At 65.8% G+C, this 26,525-nt stretch carries 25 protein-coding genes and 1 tRNA gene; 14 read left to right on the forward strand and 12 right to left on the reverse strand.

What is annotated here, in order from left to right; genetic code table 11:
* The first annotated feature begins 14 nt into the window (after positions 1-14).
* On the forward strand, positions 15-230 hold the full coding sequence (locus ACK4FJ_RS02145; RefSeq protein WP_409763318.1) for a hypothetical protein: 216 nt from the start codon (positions 15-17) through the stop codon (positions 228-230).
* Positions 231-243: 13 nt separating this feature from the next.
* Here ACK4FJ_RS02145 and ACK4FJ_RS02150 read toward each other — a convergent pair whose 3' ends face one another.
* Positions 244-549: a hypothetical protein gene (locus ACK4FJ_RS02150; protein ID WP_409763321.1), complete on the reverse strand. Its 306-nt coding sequence runs from the start codon at positions 547-549 to the stop codon at positions 244-246.
* A gap of 201 nt (positions 550-750) precedes the next feature.
* A complete protein-coding gene (locus ACK4FJ_RS02155; RefSeq protein ID WP_409763324.1) occupies positions 751-1,860 on the reverse strand; it encodes a PA0069 family radical SAM protein in 1,110 nt (369 codons plus the stop codon).
* A 101-nt stretch (positions 1,861-1,961) separates the two neighbouring features.
* On the opposite strand from ACK4FJ_RS02155, the gene ACK4FJ_RS02160 reads away from it, so the two are divergent.
* Complete coding sequence (locus ACK4FJ_RS02160) at positions 1,962-2,519, forward strand: flavin reductase family protein (RefSeq protein WP_409763327.1); 558 nt, start codon at positions 1,962-1,964, stop codon at positions 2,517-2,519.
* Between the two features lies 1 nt (position 2,520).
* On the opposite strand, the gene ACK4FJ_RS02165 is transcribed toward ACK4FJ_RS02160, so the two are convergent.
* From ACK4FJ_RS02165 to ACK4FJ_RS02185, 5 genes are all read right to left on the reverse strand, one after another.
* The gene (locus ACK4FJ_RS02165; protein WP_409763330.1) at positions 2,521-2,967 is read right to left on the reverse strand and encodes a GNAT family N-acetyltransferase; all 447 of its coding nucleotides are present in this window, start codon (positions 2,965-2,967) and stop codon (positions 2,521-2,523) included.
* 107 nt (positions 2,968-3,074) lie between these two features.
* The gene (moaB, locus tag ACK4FJ_RS02170) at positions 3,075-3,650 is read right to left on the reverse strand and encodes a molybdenum cofactor biosynthesis protein B (RefSeq protein WP_409763333.1); all 576 of its coding nucleotides are present in this window, start codon (positions 3,648-3,650) and stop codon (positions 3,075-3,077) included.
* A gap of 40 nt (positions 3,651-3,690) precedes the next feature.
* Positions 3,691-5,439: a transglycosylase SLT domain-containing protein gene (locus tag ACK4FJ_RS02175; protein ID WP_409763336.1), complete on the reverse strand. Its 1,749-nt coding sequence runs from the start codon at positions 5,437-5,439 to the stop codon at positions 3,691-3,693.
* 181 nt (positions 5,440-5,620) lie between these two features.
* Positions 5,621-6,829, reverse strand: coding sequence for an MFS transporter (locus tag ACK4FJ_RS02180; RefSeq protein WP_409764863.1), 1,209 nt, complete (start codon positions 6,827-6,829; stop codon positions 5,621-5,623).
* Complete coding sequence (locus tag ACK4FJ_RS02185) at positions 6,829-7,692, reverse strand: uracil-DNA glycosylase family protein (protein ID WP_409763339.1); 864 nt, start codon at positions 7,690-7,692, stop codon at positions 6,829-6,831. The genes ACK4FJ_RS02180 and ACK4FJ_RS02185 overlap by 1 nt, the downstream gene beginning before the upstream one ends.
* A gap of 160 nt (positions 7,693-7,852) precedes the next feature.
* On the opposite strand from ACK4FJ_RS02185, the gene ACK4FJ_RS02190 reads away from it, so the two are divergent.
* The 4 genes from ACK4FJ_RS02190 to ACK4FJ_RS02205 all read left to right on the forward strand — a co-directional run bounded on the left by ACK4FJ_RS02190 (position 7,853) and on the right by ACK4FJ_RS02205 (position 12,358).
* Positions 7,853-9,514 carry an electron transfer flavoprotein-ubiquinone oxidoreductase gene (locus ACK4FJ_RS02190; RefSeq protein ID WP_409763342.1) on the forward strand — a complete coding sequence of 554 codons (1,662 nt, stop codon included), beginning with the start codon at positions 7,853-7,855 and terminating at the stop codon, positions 9,512-9,514.
* A gap of 4 nt (positions 9,515-9,518) precedes the next feature.
* Positions 9,519-11,276: a tetratricopeptide repeat protein gene (locus tag ACK4FJ_RS02195; RefSeq protein WP_409763345.1), complete on the forward strand. Its 1,758-nt coding sequence runs from the start codon at positions 9,519-9,521 to the stop codon at positions 11,274-11,276.
* A gap of 4 nt (positions 11,277-11,280) precedes the next feature.
* On the forward strand, positions 11,281-12,174 hold the full coding sequence (locus ACK4FJ_RS02200) for a 4-(cytidine 5'-diphospho)-2-C-methyl-D-erythritol kinase (RefSeq protein WP_409763348.1): 894 nt from the start codon (positions 11,281-11,283) through the stop codon (positions 12,172-12,174).
* 109 nt (positions 12,175-12,283) lie between these two features.
* Positions 12,284-12,358: transfer RNA gene (locus tag ACK4FJ_RS02205), tRNA-Gln, on the forward strand.
* A 17-nt stretch (positions 12,359-12,375) separates the two neighbouring features.
* On the opposite strand, the gene ACK4FJ_RS02210 is transcribed toward ACK4FJ_RS02205, so the two are convergent.
* Complete coding sequence (locus ACK4FJ_RS02210) at positions 12,376-13,185, reverse strand: adenylate/guanylate cyclase domain-containing protein (protein ID WP_409763351.1); 810 nt, start codon at positions 13,183-13,185, stop codon at positions 12,376-12,378.
* Between the two features lie 174 nt (positions 13,186-13,359).
* On the opposite strand from ACK4FJ_RS02210, the gene ACK4FJ_RS02215 reads away from it, so the two are divergent.
* Together ACK4FJ_RS02215 and adhP are read left to right on the forward strand one after the other, a co-directional pair.
* Positions 13,360-14,559 (forward strand): alpha/beta hydrolase family protein, encoded by a 1,200-nt coding sequence (locus tag ACK4FJ_RS02215; protein ID WP_409763354.1) that lies wholly within the window; start codon positions 13,360-13,362, stop codon positions 14,557-14,559.
* A gap of 81 nt (positions 14,560-14,640) precedes the next feature.
* Complete coding sequence (gene adhP / locus ACK4FJ_RS02220; RefSeq protein ID WP_409763357.1) at positions 14,641-15,669, forward strand: alcohol dehydrogenase AdhP; 1,029 nt, start codon at positions 14,641-14,643, stop codon at positions 15,667-15,669.
* 3 nt (positions 15,670-15,672) lie between these two features.
* On the opposite strand, the gene ACK4FJ_RS02225 is transcribed toward adhP, so the two are convergent.
* The 4 genes from ACK4FJ_RS02225 to ACK4FJ_RS02240 all read right to left on the reverse strand — a co-directional run bounded on the left by ACK4FJ_RS02225 (position 15,673) and on the right by ACK4FJ_RS02240 (position 19,786).
* On the reverse strand, positions 15,673-16,131 hold the full coding sequence (locus ACK4FJ_RS02225; RefSeq protein ID WP_409763360.1) for a hypothetical protein: 459 nt from the start codon (positions 16,129-16,131) through the stop codon (positions 15,673-15,675).
* 159 nt (positions 16,132-16,290) lie between these two features.
* A complete protein-coding gene (phbB, locus tag ACK4FJ_RS02230) occupies positions 16,291-17,013 on the reverse strand; it encodes an acetoacetyl-CoA reductase (RefSeq protein WP_409763363.1) in 723 nt (240 codons plus the stop codon).
* Between the two features lie 134 nt (positions 17,014-17,147).
* Complete coding sequence (locus tag ACK4FJ_RS02235; RefSeq protein WP_409763366.1) at positions 17,148-18,323, reverse strand: acetyl-CoA C-acetyltransferase; 1,176 nt, start codon at positions 18,321-18,323, stop codon at positions 17,148-17,150.
* A 143-nt stretch (positions 18,324-18,466) separates the two neighbouring features.
* Entirely contained in the window at positions 18,467-19,786 is a 1,320-nt protein-coding gene (locus ACK4FJ_RS02240) for an alpha/beta fold hydrolase (RefSeq protein ID WP_409763369.1), read from the reverse strand.
* Between the two features lie 328 nt (positions 19,787-20,114).
* Here ACK4FJ_RS02240 and phaR point away from each other — a divergent pair, with 328 nt between their 5' ends.
* From phaR to ACK4FJ_RS02270, 6 genes are read left to right on the forward strand one after another with little or no spacing between them, the layout of a single operon-like run.
* Positions 20,115-20,720 carry a polyhydroxyalkanoate synthesis repressor PhaR gene (phaR, locus tag ACK4FJ_RS02245; RefSeq protein ID WP_409763372.1) on the forward strand — a complete coding sequence of 202 codons (606 nt, stop codon included), beginning with the start codon at positions 20,115-20,117 and terminating at the stop codon, positions 20,718-20,720.
* A gap of 28 nt (positions 20,721-20,748) precedes the next feature.
* The gene (locus ACK4FJ_RS02250; protein ID WP_409763376.1) at positions 20,749-22,596 is read left to right on the forward strand and encodes an adenylate/guanylate cyclase domain-containing protein; all 1,848 of its coding nucleotides are present in this window, start codon (positions 20,749-20,751) and stop codon (positions 22,594-22,596) included.
* A 58-nt stretch (positions 22,597-22,654) separates the two neighbouring features.
* Positions 22,655-23,098: a hypothetical protein gene (locus tag ACK4FJ_RS02255; protein WP_409763379.1), complete on the forward strand. Its 444-nt coding sequence runs from the start codon at positions 22,655-22,657 to the stop codon at positions 23,096-23,098.
* A 51-nt stretch (positions 23,099-23,149) separates the two neighbouring features.
* Positions 23,150-24,667, forward strand: a complete 1,518-nt coding sequence (gene glpD, locus ACK4FJ_RS02260) for a glycerol-3-phosphate dehydrogenase (protein WP_409763382.1) — start codon at positions 23,150-23,152, stop codon at positions 24,665-24,667.
* A complete protein-coding gene (locus ACK4FJ_RS02265; protein WP_409763385.1) occupies positions 24,667-25,650 on the forward strand; it encodes a 2-dehydropantoate 2-reductase in 984 nt (327 codons plus the stop codon). The genes glpD and ACK4FJ_RS02265 overlap by 1 nt, the downstream gene beginning before the upstream one ends.
* On the forward strand, positions 25,650-26,522 hold the full coding sequence (locus tag ACK4FJ_RS02270) for an alpha/beta hydrolase (RefSeq protein WP_409763388.1): 873 nt from the start codon (positions 25,650-25,652) through the stop codon (positions 26,520-26,522). Before ACK4FJ_RS02265 ends, ACK4FJ_RS02270 begins: the two co-directional genes overlap by 1 nt.
* Positions 26,523-26,525 lie beyond the last annotated feature (3 nt).

The following is a 26,525-nucleotide window of genomic DNA, read 5'->3' on the forward strand; positions in this document are numbered from 1 at the left end:
TTGGAGGAAACCGGATGACCAGCGTTTACGAACTCGTGCACCGCCATGTGGAAGCGGCACTGAATGAGGCCGCGCAACACGCCATACCGCCCGAGACGGTGGCCAGCGACCTGATCGCCGATGCCGTGCGCGTGCTGAAAACCCGGCGCAGCATCGCGGATATCAAATCCGAACTGATGTTCGTGATCGAGAATCTGGAAGACCGCGACTATGAATTCATGCGGCCCTGATGGCCGCGCCGCCTCAGTAGAACGGCTCGTCCTCGTCGGGGTCGCGGAACAACACGTCGTTCTGGAACATCACGGCGGCACCCATCTGCACGCTGCCGAAGGTCAGGCCCGTGAAGAACCACAGCAGCAGCACCGGCATGGGATGCAGGGCGGTGTCGAGCAGCAGGCGGCCGAGGCCGAAGGCATTGCTCCAGATCACCGCCGCCACGAATACCGAGGCCAGAGCGAAACCAACCAGCGCATGCAGGCCCAGGAAACGCACATGCGGCGGCATCCAGGCGATCAGGCGGCGCAGGCCGTATCTGCGGCGGGCGGTCATGGTTTGAATTATAGCGCGTAAATACCGTGCCGACGCAGGCGATAGTGTCGCAGGGCTCAAGACGTGGATGCCCGGCTCGTGAAGCATGCCGCCGGGCCAACCAAAGGTTGGTCCCGGTGGGCCGGGCATGACGGCTGTATAGCTTTATCGTCATGGCCGGATTTAGTCCGGCCATCCACGTCTTTCACTTAAACAGCTGCCCTAGAACAGCCGGCCCTGCCTTGCATCCTTCTCTGGCGGCACGAACAGGTCCTTACGCAGGCTAAGCCGCCGTTCGTTGAAGCCGATGCGTTTGATCGCCAGGGCGAAGCGCTGCGCGATCAGGTCGGCATAGGCGCCCTCGCCACGCATGCGGCCGCCGAAATCGGCCACGTAATCCTTCCCCCCGCGCGCATCCTGCACCAACTTCATCACCTTCGAGGCGCGATCCGAGAAATGCTCATTCAGCCATTCGCGCCACAGCTCTTTCAGTTCAAACGGCAGACGCAGCAAAACCCAGCCGGCCTCGCGGGCGCCGGCCTCCCAGGCCGATTCCAGCAGGCGTTCCATTTCCATGTCGTTGACGGCGGGGATCATCGGCGCCGTCATCACGCCGCAGGGAATGCCGGCCTCGTTGAGCATGCGGATCGCCTCCAGCCGCTTGGGCGGCGTGGAGGCGCGCGGCTCCATCGCGCGGGCCAGCTTGCGGTCCAGCGTGGTGAGCGAAACGAACACCTTCACCAGGCCGAGCTTGGCCATCTCGGAGAGGATGTCGATGTCGCGCGTGACCAGATGGTTCTTGGTGACGATCCCGAGCGGATGCCGCGTTTCCAGCAGCACTTCGAGGATCGAGCGCGTGATCTTGAGCTCGCGTTCCACCGGCTGGTAGGGATCCGTGTTGGTGCCCATGGAGAGCGTGGCCGGACGATAGCCTTTTGCGGCCAGTTCCTGCCGCAGCAGCGTTGCCGCGTTGGGCTTGAACACGATCTGGGTTTCGAAATCCAGCCCGGGCGAAAACCCGAGATAGGCATGGCTGGGCCGCGCGAAGCAGTAGATGCAGCCATGCTCGCAGCCGCGATAGGGATTGATCGAACGGTCGAAGGGAATGTCGGGCGACTTGTTCCAGGCGATGATGCTGCGCGTGCTGTCTTCATGCAGCGTTGTGCGGATGGCCTCGCCGGTTTCCAGGTTGTCCCAGCCGTCGTCCTCGCGTTGGCGTGTTTCGGAATCGTAGCGGCTGCGCACCGCGCTTAGCGCGCCCCGGCCGCGCCGCGCATCGGGATGTGCATGGTCGGCTAGGGTGGAAACGGCGCGTTCAACGAATTTCGACATGCCGGGAGACTAGACCGGATATGAGAACATTTCAAGAAGTAATGGGATTATATGAATATAATCCTTGCCCTCAGCCCTGGGACCGGGCGTAGGCTGCCGCCATGGCGCTGAAATCCCTGCCGCTATCCGAGGTCTATGCCCTGCTGGAACCGGGGCCGGTGGTGCTGCTCACCACGGCCGACAAAACCGACCGCGCCAATGTGATGACCATGTCGTGGCACATGATGATGGAATTCACGCCGCCGCTGGTGGGCTGCGTGGTCAGCGAGGGCAATCACAGCTTCAAAGCCCTGCGCGCGACGAAGGAATGCGTGATCGCCATCCCGGCGCGAAGGCTGGCGACCAAGGTCGTGAAGGTGGGCAACTGCTCGGGCCGCGACTTCCCGAACAAATCCGGTGCCGACAAATTCGCGGCCATCGGCCTGACGCCCCGACCCGCCCGAATGGTGAGCGCGCCGCTGATCGCAAACTGCTTCGCCAACCTGGAATGCCGCGTGGTCGATACGCGCATGGTGGCGCGCTACAACATGTTCGTGCTTGAGGTGGTGAAAGCCTGGCGCGACCCGGCGCAGAAGAACCCGAAGACCATCCACTACCAGGGCTGGGGCCGCTTCGCCGTGGATGGCCGCGTCATCACGCTGAAATCGGGGAAGGCGTGAATTACAGCTCGATATTGTAGCGCACGAAGGGCGCGCGCTTGGCGACACGCTCATACAGCCGCCGCGCGGTACCATTGAATTCCTCGGTCTGCCAGTACAGCACGCCGGCGCCCTTGGCCTTCGATATCTCGGTGACGGCGGCGATCAGGCGGCGGCCGATGCGTTTGCCGCGCGCTTCGGGCACCACGAACAAATCCTGCAGGTAGACATTGCCGCCCCGATTCCAGGTGGAGGGATGCAGCAAGTATTGCACGAGGCCGAGCGCCACATCGCCATCCCAGGCCATCAGGCCCTCGATGGCATTCGCGGGGTCGAGCAGACGTTCCCAGGTGAAATCGGTGACGGCCTCGGGCACGGATTTTTCGTAAAAGGCGAGATAGCCGCGCCACAGCGGCTCCCATTGCGCGCGCTCGCTGGCGGCAACCGGGCGGATGACGATATCGGACATGGGTCGGGTTTCCTTTAAGCGAGGCCCGATCCGATTAGCGCAATGGCGGCTCCGGAATAAGCCCCAGTTTATGCAAATCGCATGGGACCAGTTGCGGAGTGGCCGGCCTACTTGCCACCGCCGCGCCGCTCATGCTCGCGCAGGCGCGGAAACAGCTCGACGAAGTTGCAGGGCTTGTGGCGGTAGTCGAGCTGGTCCTTCAGGATCATGTCCCAGGCATCGCGGCAGGCGCCGGGCGAACCGGGCAGCGCGAACAGGTAGGTGCCGCGCGTGACACCGGCGGTGCAGCGCGACTGGATCGTGGAGGTACCGATCTTCTGGTAGCTGAGCATGCGGAACAGCTCGCCGAAGCCGGGAATACTTTTCTCGAAGATGCCCTCGAAGGCTTCGGGCGTGACGTCGCGGCCGGTGACGCCGGTACCGCCGGTGGAGAGCACCACGTCGATGGCCGGATCGTCGATCCAGGCCTTCACCTGGGCGCGGATGGCATCGATCTCGTCCTTCACGATGGCGCGCGTCGCCAGCAGATGGCCGGCTTCGGTCAGGCGTTCGACCAGCGTATTGCCGGATTTGTCGTCGTCGAAGCTGCGGGTGTCGGACACCGTGAGCACGGCGATGCGCACCGGCACGAACAGGCGCTTGCCCTCGGCATCGACATAGGATTGTGGGGAAAGTTCGGTCATGGCTGGCTCCCGGAAACGGACGCCATCAATCTAGGGCAGATCAGCGGTTTTGGGCAGTCTGCTGCGCGTCGTCGAAAGACTTGTAGACCGGCCAGCCGCCGGCCATGGCATCGGTCAGGCTGGGATCGGGCTGGCCGATGCGCGAACGGTAGATCCAGTAATTGGTCAGCACGCGCTCGACGAAATTGCGCGTCTCGGGCAGCGGGATGGTCTCGATGAACAGCATCGGATCGGCAGCCGCATCGGGATTGGCGCGCAGCCATTTCTGCAGGTTGCCGGGCCCGCCGTTATAGGCGGCGGCGAGGTAGAACAGGTTGCCCCTGATCATCGGCATCTCCAGCAGATGCTGCAGATAACGCTGGCCCAGTTCGATATTGTATTCCGGCGCGAAGAGTTTATGCCGGCCGCTCTTGTAGCGCAGGCTGCGGTCGCCGGCGACGGCGCCGGCCGTGCGCGGCATCAGCTGCATCAGGCCGGTGGCGCCGGCCGGGCTCATGGCGCGGGCGTTGAAGGCGCTTTCCTGGCGCATGAAGGCGAAGACCAGCGCGCGGTCGACGCTGAAGCCGCTTTCCGGCTCCCAGGACGGCAGCGGATAGAGCGCGTGGTCGAAGCCCTCGCCCTTCACGTTGTACCAGGCGATGCCGATGCGCATGGACGAGGCCGGTGCCTGCATGCGACTGGCGAAGCCGAGCAGCGCGCCGGCCAGTTGGTCGGGCGCCTGCGAGAACAGCCGCGTGATCTCGCGGTCGGCGCGCACGACCTCGCCCACCTCGCTCAGCGCCATGGCGCGGCGCAAAGCGGGAATGTCGGAAAGTTTGCGGATCTCGTCCTCGCTGAGCGGCGGCGGCGACCAGCGCAGCGTCTGATCCGTGCCAAGCTGGGCGAGCGAAAGCTGGCCGTAGAAGGTGCGCTCCTGCTCGGCGCCCACTTCCAGCAGACGGATAGCTTCCGAGGGCTGGCGCAGGCGCAGCATCACGCGAGCCCCCCACCAGGCGCCGGCGGCGCGGTCCCAGCCGGCGGCGGTCTTTGAGAAAGCCAGGTTCTCGAAATGATGCGCGGCATTGTCGTATTTGCCGAGGCGCCAGGCGGCGAGGCCGGCGACCCAGTCGGCTTCCGGCACGCGGGCGCGCGAGCGCTTCGCCGCCGGCGCGGCGTGGCTCAGCGCCTTTTCGTCCTCGCCTTCCAGCACGTAATGCCAGGCCAGGCGACGGCGCCAGTCGTCGTATTCGGATGCACTCAGCTTGGAGCGGATATCGGGTTTGACCAGGAAGGCTTCCGCTTCGGCGAAGCGGTCGCGCCGCAGCATGGCATTGAACTGCGCCTCGGCCTGGGCGATGGCCTTGCGGTGGGCCGGGTCGCGGTCCTTCGGCACGGGACGGCGACGCGCCGTGGCCACCTCGCCCGGCTGCTCGCCGGCATATTCGCCCAGATCGAGGCCCAGCGGTGCCGGCGGCGCCTTGTCCTTGCGCGGCTTCTTGCGCAGGGCCAGGCGATAGATCTCCTCGGCGCCGGGATGGTCGCGGTATTTGACCATCCAGTCGCGCAGTTCGGCATAGGAGGAATAATAGTCCGTGGGATGCAGGTAGCGCTGATGCAGGATGTGGCCGAGCAGCAGCCTGTCCTTCAGCTTGGCAATCTCGCGGTCGGCCTTCGCCCATTCGGTGTCGGCCTGGTATTCGAAGATGCGCTGGTAGCGTTCGATATCGGCGGCATCCAGCACCACCGGCAGGCTGGTTTCCGCTTCGGGAGCCGAAGACAGCGACGCGACCTGTTCGGAGGATGCAGACAAGGGTGCCTGCGCCCCAGTCTGTGCACTGGCTGGCGCCTGCCCCCCGTTCGCCAGGAGGAACGCCAATCCGGCGGTCCATCCCAGGCGTTTGATCCCCGCCCCGAAATTCATCGCCGCCCCGGATAGCCCAAGATTGGTTAAGGAACAAGCAATGCCCGCACAGCCTGTGGTGGAAAGGCCGCTATTCCGCCAAATTTTGTGGCAATTTCAATATGATACCGGCTGCCGCGACGCAGCCCAGGGCGCAGATCGCAATCGGCCAGGTGTAGCTGCCGGCGATGTCGAAGACCCAGCCGGCCAAAGTAGGACCCAGCAGGGTGCCGGCCGCCACCGAAGTGTAGAGCACACCCAGCACGGCCGACATGGCGCGCAGGCCGAACAGGTCGGCCGTGAAGGCGGGGATCAATGCGACGAAGCCGCCGTAGAACAACCCGAAGGCCAGCGCGAAGATGGCGAGCGCGAGGAAGCCCTGCGCCATGATCCAGTAGGCCAGCGCCACGCCGCTGAGCAGCATCACGAGGCTCAGGCTGCGGCCTCGCCCGATCCGGTCGGCCACGCCGCCCAGCACGAAACGGCCCAGCGTGCTGCCCACGCCGATCAGGCCGACCAGCCAGACGCCTTCGGTGCGGCTGAGGCCCTGGTCCATGGCAAAGGGCGCCAGATGCACGAAGGGGACGAAGGTGCCGATGCAGTTCAGCGCGCCGGCGGCATAGAGCAGCCAGAAGGCGCGATGGCGCAGCACGGCGCGCAGTTCCATGCCGGCCGGCGGACCGGACATCGCCGTGACCTGCCCTTTGGCGCCATCGGGCTGCAGACCCATCGCGGCCGGCGAAGCGCGCAGCAACACCGTGGCCAGCGCACCCAGCGCCAGCACGATGACGCCGAACAGCACATAGGTGCCGCGCCAGCCCAGATGTTCGATGGCGAAAGCAGCCGCCGGCGGCGCAGCCATGGTGCCAATGCCAATGCCGGCCACCGCCCAGCCCGAGGCCTGGCCGCGTTTGGCCAGGAACCAGCGCTGCACCGTGCCGATGGCCGGCACATAGGAAAACCCCACGCCGATGCCGATACCAAGGCCGTAGAAGATCACGATGGATGCCAGGCTGTCGGCGAAACTGGCCGCGATAAGCCCCAGGCCGATGCAGGCCATGCCGAAACCCACCACCGGGCGCGGCCCGATGCGGTCGGCCAGCCGGCCGCTGAACGCGCCGAGCGCGAAATAAAGGAAACCGGCGGCGGAGAATACCAGCGACACGGTGCCGCGCGAGGCGCCGAATTCGCTGCTCAAGGGTTCGAAGAAGGCCGGAAATGTGTAGGCCGCGCCAAAACCGGTGAACATCACCAGGAAGGCGGCGGAAACGACGATCCATCCGTAGAAGATGGAACCCATCACAGGCCGAGCTGTTCCAGCTTTGCCGCCAGTTCCAGCATGTCGTGCCAGGCTTCGCGCTTCACGCCGGGCTGGCGCAGCAGATAGGCCGGATGCAGCAGTGGCATGGCCGGAATATTGATGCCCTCGCGCTGGTATTCATGCCAGCGGCCGCGCGTGCGGGTGATGCCCTGCGTGGTGCCCAGAAGGGTGGCGGCGGCATGCTTGCCGGCACAGGCGATCACCTTCGGCTGCGCCAGTTCGATCAGGCGTTCGATGAAGGGCTTGCAGGCAAGGATTTCCTCGGTGGAGGGATCGCGGTTGCCCGGCGGCCGCCAGAACAGGATGTTGGAGATGTAGGTATTCTGCTCGTCGCGGCCGATGGCCTTCAGCATGCGGTCGAGCAACTGGCCGCTTTCGCCCACGAAAGGCAGGCCCTGGGCATCTTCGTCGCGGCCGGGCGCCTCGCCGATGATCATCAGTGGCGCCTGCGGGTTGCCGCGGGCAATGACTGTGTTGGTGGCGGTGGCTTTCAGGCCGCAACCCTCGAAGGCCCTGATCGCCGCTTCCAGTTCGGGAATGGTCTGGCAGGCCTTTGCCGCGCGCCGGGCAGCACCCTCCACTTCGGAGGCCGAGAGCAGTGCCGGCGTGACAGAAGCAGCCTGACGGGGTGGCATGGCCTGCCGCTGCGCGCTCTGACCGGCTGTCGCTGGGGCAGCCGCAGGGGCAGGATTCGCCGGCTGCCGGACAGCCTCCCGGGGCGGTGGCGCCTGGGTACGGTCCACCGGCTGCTCGCCGATGGCCTCGTCCACGCCGGCTTCGGCGTAGAACAGGACGATCTCGAGCAGAGATGGCGGAAAATCAGTGGCTTCCGTTACGTTCATGGTCCGGCTGACAGGGCTCGCGCCGTTGGCTTGCCCCCCATAGTCTGGTAAGCAAACAGGGGACGTCAACCCAAGACGTCCGATTAAAAAGACCAGCCATTACGACCAGCCGCCACAGGCCCGACCGGCCCACGGCCAAAAAGTTAAGGGGTGCCCCGCGATGGAACGCGAAGCGATGGAATACGACGTGGTGATCGTGGGCGCCGGCCCGGCCGGGCTGTCTGCCGCGATCCGCCTGAAGCAGCTCGCTGCCGAACAGGACCATGACGTATCGGTTTGCGTGATCGAAAAGGGCTCGGAAGTCGGCGCCCATATCCTGTCGGGCGCGGTGATCGATCCCGTCGCGCTGAACGAACTGATGCCCGACTGGAAGGAAAAGGGCGCGCCGCTCAACACGCCGGTCACCGACGACCGCTTCATGATCCTGACTGAAGCGAACCACATCCCGATCCCGAACATCGCCCTGCCGCCGCTGATGAACAATCACGGCAACTACATCGTCTCGCTCGGCAATGTCTGCCGCTGGCTGGCGAGCCAGGCGGAAGAACTCGGCGTCGAAATCTTCCCAGGCTTTGCCGCCGCCGAAGTGCTGTATGGCGAAAAGGGCGAAGTGGTCGGCGTCGCCACCGGCGACATGGGCATAGGCCGCGACGGCGAGAAGAAGTCGAGCTACACGCCGGGCGTGGAGCTGCGCGGCAAATACACGCTGATCGCCGAGGGCGTGCGCGGCTCGCTGGCGAAGGAACTGCAGGCCAAATTCAATCTGCGCGACGGCGTCGATCCGCAGAAGTTCGGCATCGGCATCAAGGAGCTGTGGCAGATCGACCCGGCCAAGCACAAGCCGGGCCTGGTGATCCACACCCAGGGCTGGCCGCTGGACAGCGCCACCGGCGGCGGCAGCTTCATGTATCACCTGGAAGACAACCAGGTGGCGGTCGGCTTCGTGATCCACCTGAATTACCAGAATCCGCACCTGTCGCCATTCGACGAATTCCAGCGATTCAAGACGCATCCGTCCGTGCGCGAGTATTTCGAGGGCGGCAAGCGCATTTCCTACGGCGCACGCGCCATCAACGAGGGCGGCCTGCAGTCGATCCCGAAGCTGACCTTCCCGGGCGGCGCGCTGATCGGCTGTTCGGCCGGTTTCGTCAACCTGCCGCGCATCAAGGGCAGTCACAACGCGATGAAGACCGGCATGCTGGCCGCCGAAGCCGCCTTCGAGGCGCTGAAGAACGGTTCGGCCGGCGGCGACGAGCTGGCCGCCTATCCCGAATCCTTCAAGACCTCGTGGTCGTTCAAGGACCTGTGGAAGGTGCGCAACGTGAAGCCGGCGCTTGGCTACGGCATGTGGCTCGGCACGCTGGTCGGCGGCATCCATATGTGGCTAAACGACCTGGGCCTCGGTTTCCTGGTGCCCTGGACCACGCGGCATACCAAGGCCGATCACGAGAGTTTGAAGCCCGCTGCCCAGTGCAAGCCGATTGCCTATCCGAAGCCCGATGGCAAGATCAGCTTCGACAAGCTGTCGTCGGTGTTCCTGTCGAACACCAACCACGAGGAGGATCAGCCGATCCATCTGCGCCTGAAGGACCCGTCGATCCCGATCGCGAAGAATCTGCCGATCTACGACGAACCGGCGCAGCGTTACTGCCCGGCCGGCGTCTACGAAGTGCTGCGCGACGACGCCGGCAAGAATCCGCGTTTCCAGATCAACGCGCAGAACTGCGTCCACTGCAAAACCTGCGACATCAAGGATCCGGCGCAGAATATCAACTGGACCGTCCCGGAGGGGGGCGGCGGTCCGAATTATCCCAACATGTGAGACGATGACAGACACAGCCTCCCGCAAGCGTCACACCATCCCTTCCCTCCGCCCGCATGCGCGCCTGCTGGCCGTTGCCGCGCTGCTGACCCTGCCGCTGACCGCCTGTGGCGGCGATGCCGGCATGGCGAGCGGGGGTCCACGCGGCACCTATCGCCTCGACAGCCCGTACGGCAACTTCCTCGCCGCGCGGCATGCACGCCAGACCAACGACACCACGGCGGCAGCGGATTATTACATGCGTGCCCTGCGCGAGGACCCCGGCAGCGCATTGCTGAACCAGGGTGCTTTCGTCGCGCTGATCGCCGATGGCCGGGTCGCCGAGGCCGTCGCTCTGGCGCCGGCATTGCGCGAACTCAATCCGGGCGAATACCTGCCGCGCATGACGCAGGCCTCGGCCATGATGCTGATGCGCGATTACGACGGTGTGTTGCGGCTGGTAAGTGACGGCCCCAATAACGGCATCCATGCCGCTTTCAACCCGCTGCTGGCCGCCTTTGCCCATGCCGGCAAGGGCGAGGTTGACCAGGCCGTCGCCAGCCTGCAGAAACTGGAACGCCATCCGCTGCTGGGCGGCGTGCAGGCGCATCTGCGACCGCTGCTGCTGGACATGCTGAACCAGGCCGAACCGACCGAGGCAGCCTATCGCGACGTGATCGAAGGGCGCGAGCGGCCCGGCACCCGCCTGGTGGATGGCTATGCCCGCTTCCTGGAACGGAATGGCCGCATGGCCGAGGCGCGCCGCCTGCTGGACCAGCAGCTGGCGATCAATCCCGACAATCCGGTTTTGCTGCACGGCCTGCGCCGGCTGGATACCAAACGCACCGTGCCGGTCGAGCCGCTGGTCAGCAACGCCGTGGAAGGTCTGGCCGAGGCGCTGTTCGCCTCGGCTTCCGCCTTCGGCCGCTCCGATGGCGGCGAGCTGGCCGAACTGCATCTGCAGCTTGCGCTGTTCCTGCGGCCCGACCTGGACGATGCCCGCATGCTGCTGGGCGACATCTACGAAACGCGCGAACGCTGGGAACAGGCGCTGGCAATGTATGGCCGCATCTCGCCGGCCTCCGCCTATGCCGAAAGCGCACAGCTGCGCCAGGCCTGGTGCATCAACGAACTGGGCCGTGGCGAGGACGCCATCCGCATGCTGCGCCGCATGGCTAATGCCGCTCCTACCAGCCCGCGCGCGATCCTCACCCTGGCCGACCTGCACCGGCAGATGGAACGCTGGACCGAGTCGGCAAGGGAATACAGCGAAGGCCTGGAGCGCATCAAACAAATCGAACCGCGCCACTGGGCGATCTACTTCGGCCGAGGCGTCGCCTATGAACGCTCGAAGCAGTGGGACAAGGCCGAGGCCGACATGCTGAAGGCCCTGGAACTGCAGCCCGACAACCCGCTGGTGCTGAACTACCTCGGCTATTCCTGGGTCGACATGAACCGCCATATCGAACGCGCCACGAAAATGATCGAGCGCGCCGTGGCCCTGCGGCCCAACGATGGCGCCATTGTCGACAGCCTGGGCTGGGCGCTGTATCGCCAAGGCCGCTATGAGGAAGCCGTGGTGCAGCTGGAACGCGCCGTCGAGCTGAAGGGCGGCGATCCCGTGATCACCGATCATCTGGGCGATGCCTACTGGAAGGTTGGCCGCCGCGAGGAAGCCCGCTTCCAGTGGCGTCGCGCGCTGGGTCTCAAGCCCGAGCAGGACCTGGCCATACAGGTGCAGCGCAAGATCGAGCAGGGCCTCGATCCGGTCGCCACCAAGTAATGCCATGGCCGATGGCCTGAGCCGGCTGGCGCCGGCCAAGATCAACCTGTTCCTGCATATCACCGGCCGGCGCAGCCCCGGTTCGGATCAGGGGGGTTACCATGAACTGGAAAGCCTGGTGGTGTTCGCCCAGGCGCCGCACGCCTGCGACCGCATATCCGTCGCGCCGGCCGAAGCTTTAAGCCTGCGCATCGATGGCCCGCAGGCGGGGGATTTGAGCGACGGCGACGACAATCTGGTGCTGCGGGCGGCGCATCTGCTGCAGCCGATGAACCTGAAGACCGGCCATGAACGCGGCGCGGCGCTGACGTTGAGCAAAAACCTGCCGGTGGCATCGGGCATCGGCGGCGGTTCGGCCGATGCGGCGTCGGCGCTGCATTGCCTGCGCGCGCTGTGGGGCATCGAGATCGACGACGACACTTTGGGCCGCGCCGCGCTGAAACTGGGCGCCGATGTGCCGGTCTGCCTGTTCGGCCGCGCCGCGATGATGAGCGGCATCGGCGAAACCCTGCAGCCCATGCCCGCCCTGCCCGCCTTCTGGCTGGTGCTGGCCAATCCGGGGGTCGCACTGGCGACAAAGGACGTATTCGCCGCACTGAACGGCCAGCTCGGTCCGCCGCAGCCTTTCGAGCGTCGGCCCGCCAGCGCCGCCGACCTCGCCATCCTGCTGCGCGCACGCCGCAACGACCTGGAAGCACCGGCGCGTTTCCTCGCGCCCGAGATCGACCCAGTGCTGGCGGCACTCAAAGCCCAAGCCGGCTGTATGCTGGCGCGCCTGTCGGGCTCGGGCACCACCTGCTTCGGCTTGTTTGCCACCGAACGCGAAGCGGATTTCGCCGCGCGCAACCTGGCCCGCGCCTATCCGAAATGGTGGGTCGCCGCCACGGCCGCCGGCTGAAGGCCGGATGACGGAAAAGCAATCTTTCCGACCCCAGCCTGAGACTGGAAATGCCGCCGCGCTCCGACTATTGTCCGGCCCGCCCGGACGCTGCGGCGGCCAGGCCTGCTGGGGCGTCGCCAAGCGGTAAGGCAGCGGTTTTTGGTACCGCCATGCGGAGGTTCGAATCCTCCCGCCCCAGCCAACTTTTCCGAAAATCGACTATGGATCGTGCCGCTTTGGCCAGATGCGGCGCGGGTCGATGCCGGCGGGAAAGCGCATCAGCAGGAACATCGCGAAGCCCAGCATCGGCCAGTAGAACCACAACGCGCCGGGGCTGGTCAGCAGGTTGATGACCAGCAGGAAAAGCGACAGCACACCCAGGCGCCAGGCCTGCGCGCGCCATTTGGCAAACGCTGCCTCGGTATCCTGATTGGCTGGCCCGGGCCGGGCCGGCGCATCATGATCATGCCCCGACCTGGCGGCATGGTCCGGACCGCCACCCAGCAGCACACGATAGGCCTGCACAGGTTCGGCGATATTCTTGATCTCGCGCGGCCCGAGGAAATCGAAACCGATATCCAGTTTCTTGCGCACCTGTTCGAACACCGCGCCGGAGATGCAGATGCCGCCGGGATCGGCCAGGGATTCCAGCCGCGCGGCGACGTTTACGCCATCGCCATAGATGTCGCTGCCGTCCAGCATCACGTCGCCCAGGTTGATGCCGATGCGGAACTGCATGGGTGACCGGGTCGGATCTTCCGCGTTGCGCGCGGCGATGCGCCGCTGCGTCTCCACGGCGCAGAACACGGCTTCCACCGGAGACCCGAATTCCGCCACCAGCCCGTCGCCCCAGGTATTGATCAGGCGGCCATGATGCTGGCCGATCAGGTCGGTCATGACCCCGCGATACAGCTTCAGGCGCGTGACAGTGCCGACCTCGTCGCGCTCGACCAGCGCGCTGTAGCCCTGCACGTCGGCGCAGAAGATCGTGGTCAGCTTGCGGCGGATATCTGCGGTCTGGTCGGTCATGGCCGTATCCCTGGGATACCGTCAGCCTATACGCCGCCTGCCGGGCGATAAAGCGACTTCCGCAGGATTTCGCGATCCACCGCACGCCGGACCGCGCCGGAATAGCCGATTCCCGCGGCGGAGCATCTCGCCTACTATGCCGTCACGCTGAGACAAAAAAGGATTCGGGCAGCCATGACCGAACAGCAGCTTTCGCGCGGCGCGGCGAAACTGACCGCCTTCGACAATGCCGAGATGGATTTCCAGCTCATGCGATCGCTCGGCGCCGCTGCCTTCGGCGGCGGGTCGGTGGGCGAGATCGCCCGTGCCCGCGCAGCGATCATCGATGGCGATCCGGCCAGCTGGGTAGCGGCCTTCGGCGCGCTGGCCGCCCGTGTGGAGGCACCCAAAGCTGGCGGCGACGCCTTGCGCGGCGACGCGGCCCTGCGCGCCAGCATGTACTGGCGTGCGGCGGAATATTACGCCCGGCCGGAAGATGCCAGCACCCTGGGCCGCAAATCCCGCATCGTGTTCCAGGCGGCGATGGAACTGCTGGGCATCGCCTGCAAAACCATCGTGGTGCGGCTGAACGGCGAAAGCCTGACCGGTTACCTGCTGGCGCCAGCGCGGGAAGACAAAAGACCTGCACCGCTGATCGTGGGTTTAAGCGGCTTCGATGGCAGCACCGAGGAACTCTATTTCGAGATCGGGGCGGCGGCGCGGCAACGCGGTTATGCCTGCCTGCTGATCGAGGGTCCGGGCCAGGCCGGCACGCGGCGGGAGAATCCGAATTCGGTCTTCACGCCGGATTATGCGCCGGTGGTGCATGCTTTCATCGACGCGATCAAAGATCGTGGCAGCATCGACCTGCAGCGCAGCGCGCTGTATGGCATCAGCTTCGGTGGCTATTTCGCCAGCCAGGCGATGGCGGCCGGCGCGCCCTGCCGTGCCCTGGTCGCCAACAGTCCAATCCTCGATCTGCAGGCCTATATGACGGCCTTCATCGGTCCCGGTCTGTGCGCCGATCCGCCGGATATCAAAGTGGACGAGATCGACGAGGTGCCCGACGCGGTATTGCCGCCGCTGCTCAAGCATGGCCTGCGCACATCCTGCCTGCGCTTCGGCACCGATACCTTCGCAGGCTTCCTGCAGCGCCTGGGCGACTTCAAAGTCGCGCAGCCCGCCGCCATCGCCTGCCCCGCGCTGGCGCTTTATGGCGAAGGCGAAGGCGCCGAGGTGGAACGTCAGGCAAAGGCATTCGCCGCGCAAGTGAGCGGCCCCGTCACACTGCGACAATTCCGTGACGACGAAGGAGCCGGCGACCATTGCCAGTTCGGCAACCTCGCGCTTTCGGCCGCCGTGGTGCTCGACTGGCTCGACGACCTGTGGCGCTGACGCTGCCGGCTTGATCTGTCTCAAGGCGGTTTTCATCCCGCTGCCTATCCTTGACCCGCCCCGGGACAAGGAGATGCGATCATGGCCCAGATGATGAAAGCCGCAGTGGTACGCGAATTCGGCAAGCCGCTGAGCATCGAGCAGGTGCCCGTGCCGAAGCCCGGCCCGGGTGAAGTGTTGGTGAAGATCAAGGCCAGCGGCGTCTGCCATACCGATCTGCATGCCGCCGATGGCGACTGGCCGGTGAAACCGAAGCTGCCCTTCATTCCCGGCCATGAAGGCGCCGGCATCGTTGCCGCCCTGGGTCCCGGCGTGACCGGACTGAAGGAAGGCGATGCGGTGGGCGTGGCCTGGCTGCATGATGCCTGCGGCCGCTGCGAACATTGCGTCACCGGCTGGGAAACCTTGTGCGAGTCGCAGCATAACAGCGGCTATGGTGTGGATGGCAGCTTCGCCGAATATGCCGTCGGCCATGCCGATTATGTCGGTCGCCTGCCGGCCAATCCCGACTTCGCCGCTTTGGCACCGATCCTGTGCGCCGGCGTCACCACCTATAAAGGCCTCAAGGAAACCGATACGCGGCCGGGCGAATGGATCGCCATTTCCGGCCTGGGCGGCCTGGGCCACGTGGCCGTGCAATACGCCAAGGCGATGGGCCTGCATGTGGTGGCGCTGGACGTGACGGAGGAGAAATTGGCCTTGGCGCGTTCGCTCGGTGCCGATGCCGCAGTGAATGCGCGCTCCACCAACGCCGCCGAACAGGTGGTGAAGATCACCGGCGGCGGCGCCCATGGCGTGCTGGTGACGGCCGTGTCGCCGGTGGCCTTCGCGCAATCACTCAATCTGGTGCGGCGCAAGGGCACGATCAGCCTGGTCGGCCTGCCGCCGGGCGATTTTCCCACGCCGATCTTCGATGTCGTGCTGAAGCGCATCACCTTGCGCGGTTCCATCGTCGGCGGTCGCAAGGACCTGGCCGAGGCGCTGGCCTTCGCCGCTGAGGGCAAGGTGAAGGCGCATATTCATCACAAGCGGCTGGAAGACATCAACACCATCTTCGCCGACCTGAAGGCCGGCAAGGTGGATGGCCGCATCGTGCTGGATATCGGCTGAAGTTTATTCCACCACGCGCCATGACCCGTCAGGCATCAGGCAGGCAGTGCCGTAACTGCGTTGCGGCGCGCCGCCGACCGTGACGCCGGCCTGGTATTCGCGGCAATACTGCCCGTTGGCCGTCTGGAAGACCGGCGAGGCCGGCACGGCGGAGATCTGGCTGCCGCCATAGGGGGCCGGTGCATAGATCACCGGCGGCGGCGGCGCGTAATAGGCTACGGGCGGCGGCGTCACCACGACGACGCGCGGACGATAGGCCGGCGGCCCCCAGTAAGAGCCGCTGTAATAGCCGTGGTGCTGATGGCGGTGATGAGGCTTGTAGTGTCCAGGCGGGCCGTACCATGGCCGCCCATGCCAGCCGCCGGTGGAATAGCTGAATGAAAAATTGTCGGCTTTGGCGGTGGGCATGGCGACGACGAAGCCGATCATGGCGGTGGCGGCGAATACGAACGGACGGATCATGGCACAGCCTCCTTGGACTGCTATGCCGTCAACGCTGGTCGCCGATCATGGCGGATTTGCGGCCACCGGATTCACGCCACAAAAAATTTCGCCGCCGGCGGGATAACCCGGCCGGCGGCGATATTCAGGACGATAGGGGCGGAAAACCGCCCCTGCGGATCAGTACATGTGCTGGCCGCCGTTGATGCTAAGGGTAGAACCAGTGACGAAGCCGGCTTCGTCGGCGACCAGGAACTGCACCCCGCGGGCAATCTCCTCGGCGCGACCCAGGCGGCCGACCGGGATCTTGGCGACGATCTTTTCCAGCACGTTGGCCGGCACGGCGGCAACCATGTCGGTGTCGATATAGCCCGGCGCGATGGCGTTCACGGTGATGCCGCGGGCGGCGCCTTCCTGCGCCAGCGCCTTGGTGAAACCATGGATGCCCGACTTGGCGGCGGCGTAGTTCACCTGGCCATACTGGCCGGCCTGGCCGTTGATCGAGCCGATGTTGACGATGCGGCCGAAGCCGCGCTCGCGCATGCCTTCGATCACGGCGCGGCACATGTTGAAACAGCCGCCCAGATTGGTGTCGATCACCGCCTGCCACTGTTCGTGGCTCATCCTCTGCAGTGTGCCGTCGCGGGTGATGCCGGCATTGTTGACCACGATATCGACCGGGCCGAGTTCGCTTTCAACCTGCTTCACGCCGGCGACGCAATCCTCAAAGCTGGCGACATCCCATTTATAGGTCTTGATGCCGGTTTCGGCCTCGAAGGCCTTGGCGCGTTCGGCATTGCCGGCGTAATTGGCGGCAACCTTGTAGCCGTTCTGGTGCAGCAGCTTGGAAATCGCAGCCCCGATCCCTCGGGTGCCGCCGGTGACAATCGCTACGCGGGACATGGATACATTCCTCCTGTTGAGCTTTTTTGATCCGCCGCTGCGTCGGCTTTTATGATGTCAGATGTGCGCCACGCAGCATTGATATACAGCAAAGGCCGGGATACCCCCTCCCGGCCTTTGGTCGAATGCGTCACTCAGTCGCGCTGCACGCACATGGCGATGCCCATGCCGCCGCCGATGCAAAGGGTGGCGAGACCCTTCTTGGCATCGCGGCGCTGCATTTCATACAACAGCGTCACCAGCACGCGGGCGCCCGAGGCGCCGATCGGATGGCCGATGGCGATCGCGCCGCCATTCACGTTCACCTTGTCGGTATCCCAGCCCATGTCCTTGTTCACGGCGCAGGCCTGGGCGGCAAAAGCCTCATTGGCCTCCACCAGATCGAGATCGCCGGGCTTCCAGCCGGCCTTGGCGAGTGCCGCACGCGAAGCCGGGATCGGACCGGTACCCATGATCGAGGGATCGACACCCGACTGCGCCCACGACACGATGCGGGCCAGCGGCTTCACGCCGCGCTTCTTGGCTTCCTCGGCGCTCATCAGCACCACGGCGGCGGCGCCGTCATTGATGCCCGAGGCATTGCCGGCGGTGACCGAACCATCCTTGGCGAAAGCCGGACGCAGGCCCTTCATGGCATCCAGCGTCGCGCCGGCACGGATATATTCGTCCTGGTCGACAATGGTGTCGCCCTTGCGGCCCTTGATGGTGACCGGAACGATCTCGTCCTTGAACTTGCCGGCCTTCTGCGCGGCCTCGGCCTTGTTCTGGCTCTTCACCGCGAATTCATCCTGCTGGTCGCGGGTGATCTGGAACTGCTTGGCCACGTTCTCTGCCGTGTTGCCCATGTGGTAGCCATTGAAGGCATCCCACAGGCCGTCGCGGATCATGGTGTCGATGAAGCCGAGATCGCCCATCTTGTGGCCAGCGCGCAGATAGGCGGCATGCGGCGCCTGACTCATGCTTTCCTGGCCGCCGGCGACCACGATGCTGCTGTCGCCGTTCTTGATCGCCTGGAAACCCAGCGCCACCGCGCGCAGGCCCGAGCCGCATAGCATGTTCACGCCCCAGGCCGGCACTTCCACCGGCAGGCCGGCATTGATCGAAGCCTGGCGCGCCGGGTTCTGGCCCTGCGCCGCCGTCAGGATCTGGCCCATGATCACTTCGCTCACCTCGCCCGGCTGCACGCCCGCGCGCTTGAGCGCGCCATCGATGGCGACCTGGCCGAGATAATGCGCCGGCACCGTGCTGAGCGAACCGTTGAACGAACCGACCGGGGTACGGGCGGCGGCGGCGATGACGATATCGGTCATTTGGTGTTCCTCCACGTCCAGCTAGGGACATCACTGCGGGCGAGACAACGCGGCGATCATTGTAGGGCGCCGCCGCGCGGGATGGGTGACGATAGCGGGCTTTTCGCAGATGCGGCAAGGCCTGCCGCGCTGCAAAACGTGCTTCAGGCCTGCACTTTGGTCGCAGTCCTGGCCGTGCGGCGCCGGCGACGCTGCGGCAGGCCGTTTTGTTCCGTGTCCTGAGCGCGGCGCGCTGTCACGGTCAGCCAGTTGGCCAGCGGCTGCCATAACCCGGTCTCGGCACGCGGCCCCACCACCATGCCGATATGGCCACTGGGGGCGTCGTGGCGGTCGGCCTGCGGCAGTTGCGCCAATAAAACGGCAGCCCCTTCCTTGGGCACCAGCTTGTCGCGTTCCGGCAGCACCACCAGGGCCGGCTTGCGCCAGTCCTGCGGCAGCACGGCCTGGCCGCCGATCTTCCAGGCGCCGCGCGGCGGCGTATTCTCGCCATACCAGCCCAGCAGGCATTCCCGCGCCACCCGCCCAGCCAGCGGCACGCCATCGTTCAGCCAGTCTTCCATGGCGATGAAGCGGCGCTCGTTCTCGCCGCCCTCGGGCATGGCGTTAAACAGGGTGAATTTCTTCAATGCGGTGAGCGGGTCCAGCGCCCAGAAGAAACCCTGCAGCACATCGACATCCAGCATCGGCGGCGATGCGTCCGGATCGGCGGCCGGCGGCGGTACGATGGCCGGCGCCAGCGCCTGCACCAGAGCCGCATGATGGGCGCCGCCGGCATGGAAATCCCACGGTGTCGCCAGCAGGGCCAGAGCCGCCACGTCCTCGGGCGACTGGAGGGCTGCGGCCAGCGCCAGGTTGCCCCCCATGCAATAGCCCAGCAGAAGCGGCGGCCGGCCACAGAGCTGCCGCACATGGCGCAGGGCCCGCACGATGCGCGCGATGTAATCGGCCAGCTCGAAGCGCTGCTCCGTCTCGCCCGGATCGCCCCAGTCGAACAGGAAGGGCCGCAGGCCCTGTTTGGGAAGCCAGCGCGACAGACTCTGCCCCTCGGCCAGGTCCAGCACATAGGCGCGGTTCACCAGCGACGGCACCATGAGAACCGGGATGCCGGCCTCGGCATAGCCCAACAGCCGGCTGCCGCCCTCGCGCCAGACAACCGGCGGATCGGGCAGCTCGCGCCGCCAGGCATGCCGGCGATAGCGCAGCATGGCACCGGTCATGGCGGTGAGCCGCGCGATGCCGGCGCGCATCAGCGCATGGGCGAAATCAGTCGGGTCGACGTTTGCGAGTTCGGGCAGCAGCGCGTCGAGGCGCGGCTGCAGCAGCGGATTCCAGGGCAGCGATGCGTGCCTCGCACTCGGCCAGCCGGCGAGCGAGCTCAGCAGGATCAGGTTGGCGGTCGCCAGATGCAGGGGCAGCGGACGCGGACCCAGACGGTGAAACGGATGCGGCTGATGGTCCGGCATTCGCGCCTCCTTGCCCCGTGCCTGCCTGCTGCGCCGCCTGGCTCGCAGCCTGGGCGCCCTGTTGCCACAGGGTCAGCCAGTTGGCCGACAGCTCCGCCAGTTTCGGATCGGTGGCCAGCAGACCGGCCTGCTCCTGCCACAGGTCGAGAAACTTCTGCGCCAGGATCTGGGCATCGTTCGAACCGGGAGGCGCCTTGGGATCGTCCATGGCCGGAGAGTATACCGAAAGGCCGGATTCCGGCCACCCTTTCGCAGCGCAACAAGAGGCTTGCGCATGCATACAATACCGAGTGAAATGCGCCGCAACAGATGCTAGGGAGCGCGTACCGTGGCCGAAACTGACCAGACGACAGCGGCGCCAGTCGTTAAGATCAAGAAATACGCGAACCGTCGGCTGTACAATACGGCGACATCGTCTTACGTGACCCTGGAAAACCTCTGCCAGATGGTGAAGGACGGTCAGGATTTCGTCGTCGAGGACGCCAAGACCGGCGAGGACATCACCCGCGGGGTGCTCACCCAGATCATTTTCGAGGAGGAATCCAAGGGCGGGCAGCAATTGTTGCCCATCGGCTTCCTCCGTCGGCTGATTTCCTTCTATGGCGACAGCCTGCAGACCCTGGTGCCGAGCTATCTGGAAGTCTCGATGGCCTCCTTCCAGCGCAACCAGGAACAGATGCGCCAGTATATGGCGGAAGCCTTCGGCGAAATGTTCCCGTTCCGCAGCATCGAGGAAATGGGTCGCCAGAACATGGCGATGTTTCAGCGCGCCATGACCATGTTCAATCCATTCGTCGCCGGCATGAACGATGCTGACAAGCCTGCTGGCGGCGACAAGGCGATGCCTGGCGAAAAGCCGGAAGTCGACACGCTGAAGAAGCAGATGGAAGAGCTGCGCAAGCAGGTCGAGGCTCTTGCCCGCAACAAGGGGTGACACGGCTACGGCCGGACTGCCTGTTCCCATGAAGCCCGAAAAACGGCTGCGCCTGCGGCCGTCAATTTCCCTCGTCCTCACGCTCGGCGTCGGGACGCTGATGTTCCTGGCGGCCGCGGCGTTCGGCATCGCCATGCTCAACGGCCGCCTCAACACCGTGGACCTGCTGCGCGAGCGCAACGAGACCATCGTGGCGCGCCTGGTGGAGCGCACCCGCCTGCGGCTCGATCCGGCGCTGGCCCATGTCGATGCCATGGCTCGGCGACTGGAAGAGAAGAAGATCGGCGTCGACGATGTCGATCGCCTGAAGGATTACATGATCGCGGCGCTGGACGGCCTGCCGCAGGTGGATGCCTTCGGCCTGCTGCGCGCTGATATGATGGCCACCCGCGCGGTTCGTCTGCCCGGCGGTACGACGATCACCCACCACAGCGACATCAACGAATACAATGACGCGGCGGCACGCAGCGAGGCCGTGCGGCGGCTGTTCCTGATGGCGCATCAGGCCGACAACCGCGAAGCCCGGTGGGGCGACCTGATCTGGAACCCGGAAATCCACCAGGCCATGATCAATGCCCATGCGCCGGTGAACATCGACGGCAGCTTTGCCGGCGAGGTGCTGGCCGTGCTGTCGCTGGGTTCGCTATCGCGCCTGATCGAAACCGACAGCATCGATGGCGAGGCGGTGAATTTCATCCTCTACGACGATGAGCATGTTCTCGCCCATCCGACCCTGCTCAACCATCAATACACGGTGTCGGCCGACAAGCCCCTGCCGACGCTGAACGACATCCACGATCCTGTGCTGCGCCAGATATGGGACGGCAAGATCGAGCGCCGCCTGGCGAATGCCATGCTGGGCAGCGAAGGCGCGCATATCGTCAGCGCCGAGGGGCGGCAATGGATCTTCGTCTATCGCCGGCTGGAAGATTATGGCGACAAACCCTGGATCGTCGGCCGCTATTTCGCCTTCGACCAGATCGAGACCGAAATCTGGCGCCTGCAGATCGCCGCCGCGGCGGGTGCGCTGAGCCTGGTGCTGTCGCTGCTGGTGGCCTGGCGCATCGCCCACCTGATCCGCCGCCCGCTGCTGGCGATCAGCGATGCCGCCAACCGCCTGCGCAACCTGGATTTCGACGCGCCGCCGCTCGACCGCACGCGCCTGCGCGAACTCGACGATGCCGCCCAAGCGATCAACGCCGCCAATGCCGCCCTGCACTGGTTCGGCAACTACGTGCCGCGCAAGCTGGTCAACCGCCTGGTGCGCGAAGGCGAGGACGCCATCAACATCAGCAAGCAGCGCGAAGTGACCGTGATGTTCACCGATCTGGTCGGCTTCACCGCCATGTCGGAGCGGATGCAGGCCGAGGAAGTCGCCGCCATACTGAACGAGCATTTCGAGCTGGTGACCGCCTGCATCGAGGCCGAGGGCGGCGTGGTCGACAAGTTCATCGGCGATGCGGTGATGGCGCTGTGGGGCGGCATCAAGCGCGACGAGGACCATGCCGTGCGCGCCTGCCGCGCCGCCATGGCGATCTGCCGCGAGATGGCGGCCGACAATGCCCGCCGCCAGATGCTGGGCAAGCCGGTGCTGCGCCTGCGCATCGGCCTGCATTCCGGCCCGGTGGTGATCGGCAATATCGGCGCGCCCGGCCGCATCAACTACACGGTCGTGGGCGATACGGTGAATTCCGCCCAGCGGCTTGAGCAGCTCGGCCACGACCATATGAGCGAGACCGAGCAGTTCATCGCCCTGGCCAGCGCCGAGACCGTGGAATCGGCCCGGCTTGATCCCAAACCGCCGCTGGTCGGCCGCATGACCGTGAAGGGCCGCCAGGCCCCCATTGAGGTCTACCGGCTGGACAAGCCGGCCTGAAGTTAACCCGGCATTTACCGAATCCCTGCTTGAGTCCGCCTCTGCAACACGGGGCAACATGGTTACAAGCATCGGCATCGGCACGGTCCTCCAGCCTTCGGCTGGGGCGGTCGATTCGATGGCCGATTCCGCCCTGCGCCGGCAGCGGAATGCCGGAAATCCGGGCTTCAGCCCCGACGCCCAGAGCGAGACCAGCCCCGCCGCCCTGCAGAAGGCCCGCCAGAGCACCGCCGGGGCGGTGGCCCAGCTGCTGCGGCGCCGCACCGACCGGGGCGAGCCGGCCGACCAGAGCATCGAAATTCCGCCCCATCTGGAACGTCGCCGCGCCTGGCGCGCGGCGTTCGGGCTGAACACCTATCACGCGCAGCAGCTTGGCCAGGCCGGCGAGGAAGCCGGAGCGGCGCGCGAGGCCCATGGCGGCGCGCTGCAGGCCTATCGCGGCCTGGGCCGGCGCGGCCGGCTGGACCTCGACCTTGCGCAGCGGGTGAGCGTGACCGTATAAACGACCCTTCCCCAGTTTCTTCAGCCAAGTTCCCAAGTCGGTCGTTTTCCAATGAAATCTCAACCCGTTGATCTGCTGGTCATCGGCGGCGGCGTGAACGGCACGGGCATCGCCCGCGACGCCGCCGGGCGTGGCCTTTCCCTGCTGCTGGCCGAACGCGGCGACCTTGCCGGCGCCACCTCATCGGCCGCCACCAAGCTGATCCACGGCGGCCTGCGCTATCTGGAGCATTACGAATTCCGACTGGTGCGCGAGGCGCTGGGCGAGCGCGAAGTGCTGATGAAGATGGCGCCGCACATCATCTGGCCGTTGCGCTTCGTGCTGCCGCATCATCCCGGCCTGCGTCCGGCCTGGATGATCCGCATCGGCCTGTTCCTCTACGACCATCTGGCCGGCCGCCAGACCCTGCCCGGCTCGGTAGGCGTGGACTTCACCCAGGGCGATCCGCGCGGCAGGCCGCTGAAGAAAGAGTTCAAACGCGGTTTCGAATATTCCGACTGCTGGGTGGACGATTCCCGTTTCGTGGTGCTGAACGCGATGGATGCCCGCCGCATGGGCAGCCAGATATTCACGCGTACTGCCGTCACCGCCGCCCGCCGCGCAAGCGGCCTGTGGCATGTGACCCTGACCGACCAGGCCAACGGCGCCAGCCGCGAGGTGATTGCGCGTGGCATCGTCAATGCCGGCGGCCCCTGGGTGCGCGAGACGCTGACCGGCGCCTTCAGCCAGACCCCGAAAAACAGCGTGCGCCTGATCAAGGGCAGCCATATCGTCACGAAAAAGCTGTTCGACGGCGATCACTGCTACATCTTCCAGAATGCCGACAACCGCATCATCTTCGCGATCCCCTACGAACGCGACTTCACCCTGATCGGCACCACCGACATCCAGCTCGACAAACTGGACGGCCCGCCGCGCATCAGCGAGGAAGAAACCGTCTACCTGCTGGAAGCCGCCAGCGAATATTTCGCGCAGCCGGTGACGCGCGAGCAGATCGTGTGGAGCTTCGCTGGCGTGCGACCGCTCTATGACGATGGTGACAGCGATCCATCTGCCATCACGCGCGACTATGTGCTGGACCTCGAAGGCAAGACCGGCGACGCGCCGCTGCTCTCGGTCTATGGCGGCAAGCTGACCACCTCGCGCCGTCTGGCCGAGCAGGTTCTTGAAAAACTGGCGCCCTTCTATCCGCAGATGGGCAAACCCTGGTCGGGCAGCAAACCCCTGCCCGGCGGCGATCTGAAAGCGGCCGGTTTCGAGGCCTTCCTGGCCGACCTGAAACACAAATATCCCGGCCTCGATCCGGCCTGGCTGACGCGTCTCGCGCGCCGCCACGGCAGCGCGGCGCACGATATCCTCGGCGATACGCAATGGGCCAGCGACCTGGGTGAAAGCTTCGGCGGCGGGCTCTATGCACGCGAGGTGGAGTACCTGATGCGCCATGAATGGGCGCGCGAGGCCGACGACGTGCTGTGGCGCCGCACCAAATGCGGCCTCTGGGTCACGGCCGCCGAACGCGAGCGGCTGGCCCAGTGGATGGCCCAGCACAAGCCGAACCTGGAGGCGTGATGCGTATCGCGGTCGTCGGCGCCGGTGCCATCGGCGGATATCTGGGCGGCCTGCTGGCACGTGCCGGGCATGACGTGACGCTGATCGCCCGCGGCGCCCATCGCGACGCCATCCGCAGCCACGGCCTGCGTATCGACAGCAAGGGCACCAGCTTCACCGTGCATCCGGCCTGCACCGACGATCCGGCCGAAGCCGGACCGCAGGATTACGTGATCCTCAGCCTGAAGGCGCCGGCCGTGCCGGCCATGGCCGAACGCATGCTGCCGCTGTTCGGCCCCGACACGGCCCTGCTGACGGCGATGAACGGCGTACCCTACTGGTACTTCCACAGGCATGGCGGCCCGCTGGACGGCACGCAGCTCGCCTCGGTCGATCCCGGCGCGAAGCAGTGGAACCTGATCGGGCCGCAGCGCGCCATCGGCAGCGTGGTCTGGCTGGCCGGCGCTGTCGCCGCGCCCGGCGTGATCCATCACAGCAGCGGCAATGGCCTGCCGCTCGGCGAGCCCGATGGCGCCAAATCCGACCGCGTGCAGCGCCTGAGCGAAATCCTCACCGCTGCCGGCGTGGAAGCACCGGTGCATCCCAACATCCGTCAGGAAATCTGGACCAAGCTGTGGGGCAACCTCTCCTACAATCCGGTCAGCGTGCTGACCCATGGCACGCTGGAAGGCCTGTCGCGCGATCCGGATGCGCGCTCGGTGCTGGGTAAAATGATGGAAGAGTCCCGCCAGGTCGGCCAGGCGCTGGGTATCGAGTTTCCGCTCACCATTGAACAGCGCATGGGCGCGGCCGAAAAGGTCGGCCCGCACAAGACTTCGATGCTGCAGGACCTGGAAGCCGGCCGGCCGATGGAAATCGGCGCCCTGATCGGCGTGATCGCCGAGCTGGCGCAGAAGCTGCGCATCGAGACGCCGACCATCGATACGGTTCTGGCCCTGCTGAAAGTGCGTGCCCGCGTGGCCGGCACCTATGGAGAGATGTGATGGGGAGCTTCGACTGGCGCCGCCTGAGCGAAGACGAACTGGAAGCGCAGTATAATCCGCGTCGCTCGGTGCCGGATTTCGAGCAGCATTTCAACGCCTATGTCGAACGCTCGGCCGCGGCGCGCGAGGCGCTGGGCGGTGAGTATGACCTGCGCTATGGCACCGGCCCATTGCAGACCTACGACCTGCATCGCCCCAAGCAACCGACGACCGGCGCGCCGCTGGTGATGCTGATTCATGGCGGTTACTGGCGCGGGCTGGACAAGAACACCATGACCTTCGCCGCTGTGCCCTTCGTCGAGGCCGGCGCGGTGGTGGTGAACCTGAATTACGACCTCTGCCCGAAGGTCACGCTGGATGCCATCGTGCGCCAGATGCAGGAGGCGTTGGTGCATGCGGCGCAGCAGGCCGCCGGCTGGGGTGCCGATACGGCGAAAATCCATGTGATCGGCCATTCCGCCGGCGCGCATCTGGCCGCCATGCTGGCCGCCGCGCCATGGCCGGCCGACCTGCCGCCCAAGCCGGCGATTGCCTCGCTGGGTCTGATCAGCGGCGTGTATGAACTGGAACCCGTGCTGCATGTCAGCGTCAATGCCGAAATCCGGCTGGATGACGCCATGGCTCGGCGCAACAGCGTCACGCGTTTCGTGCCGAAGCTTGCCTTCCCGGTGCTGATCTCGGTCGGCGACGCCGAGCCGCCGGGCTGGCAGGCGCAGAGCGTGGATTTCCACCAGGCCTGCCGCGATGCCGGCACGCCGGCGCATCTGCTGCGCCTGAACGGCGCCAATCACTTCACCATCAAGTTCGCCCAGGCTGATCCCACCGGTCCGCTCGGCATCGCGCTGCTGCGGCAATGCGGCCTGCGCGCGTAGCGC

Source organism: Ferrovibrio sp. (assembly GCF_046297595.1).
GTDB lineage: Bacteria > Pseudomonadota > Alphaproteobacteria > Ferrovibrionales > Ferrovibrionaceae > Ferrovibrio.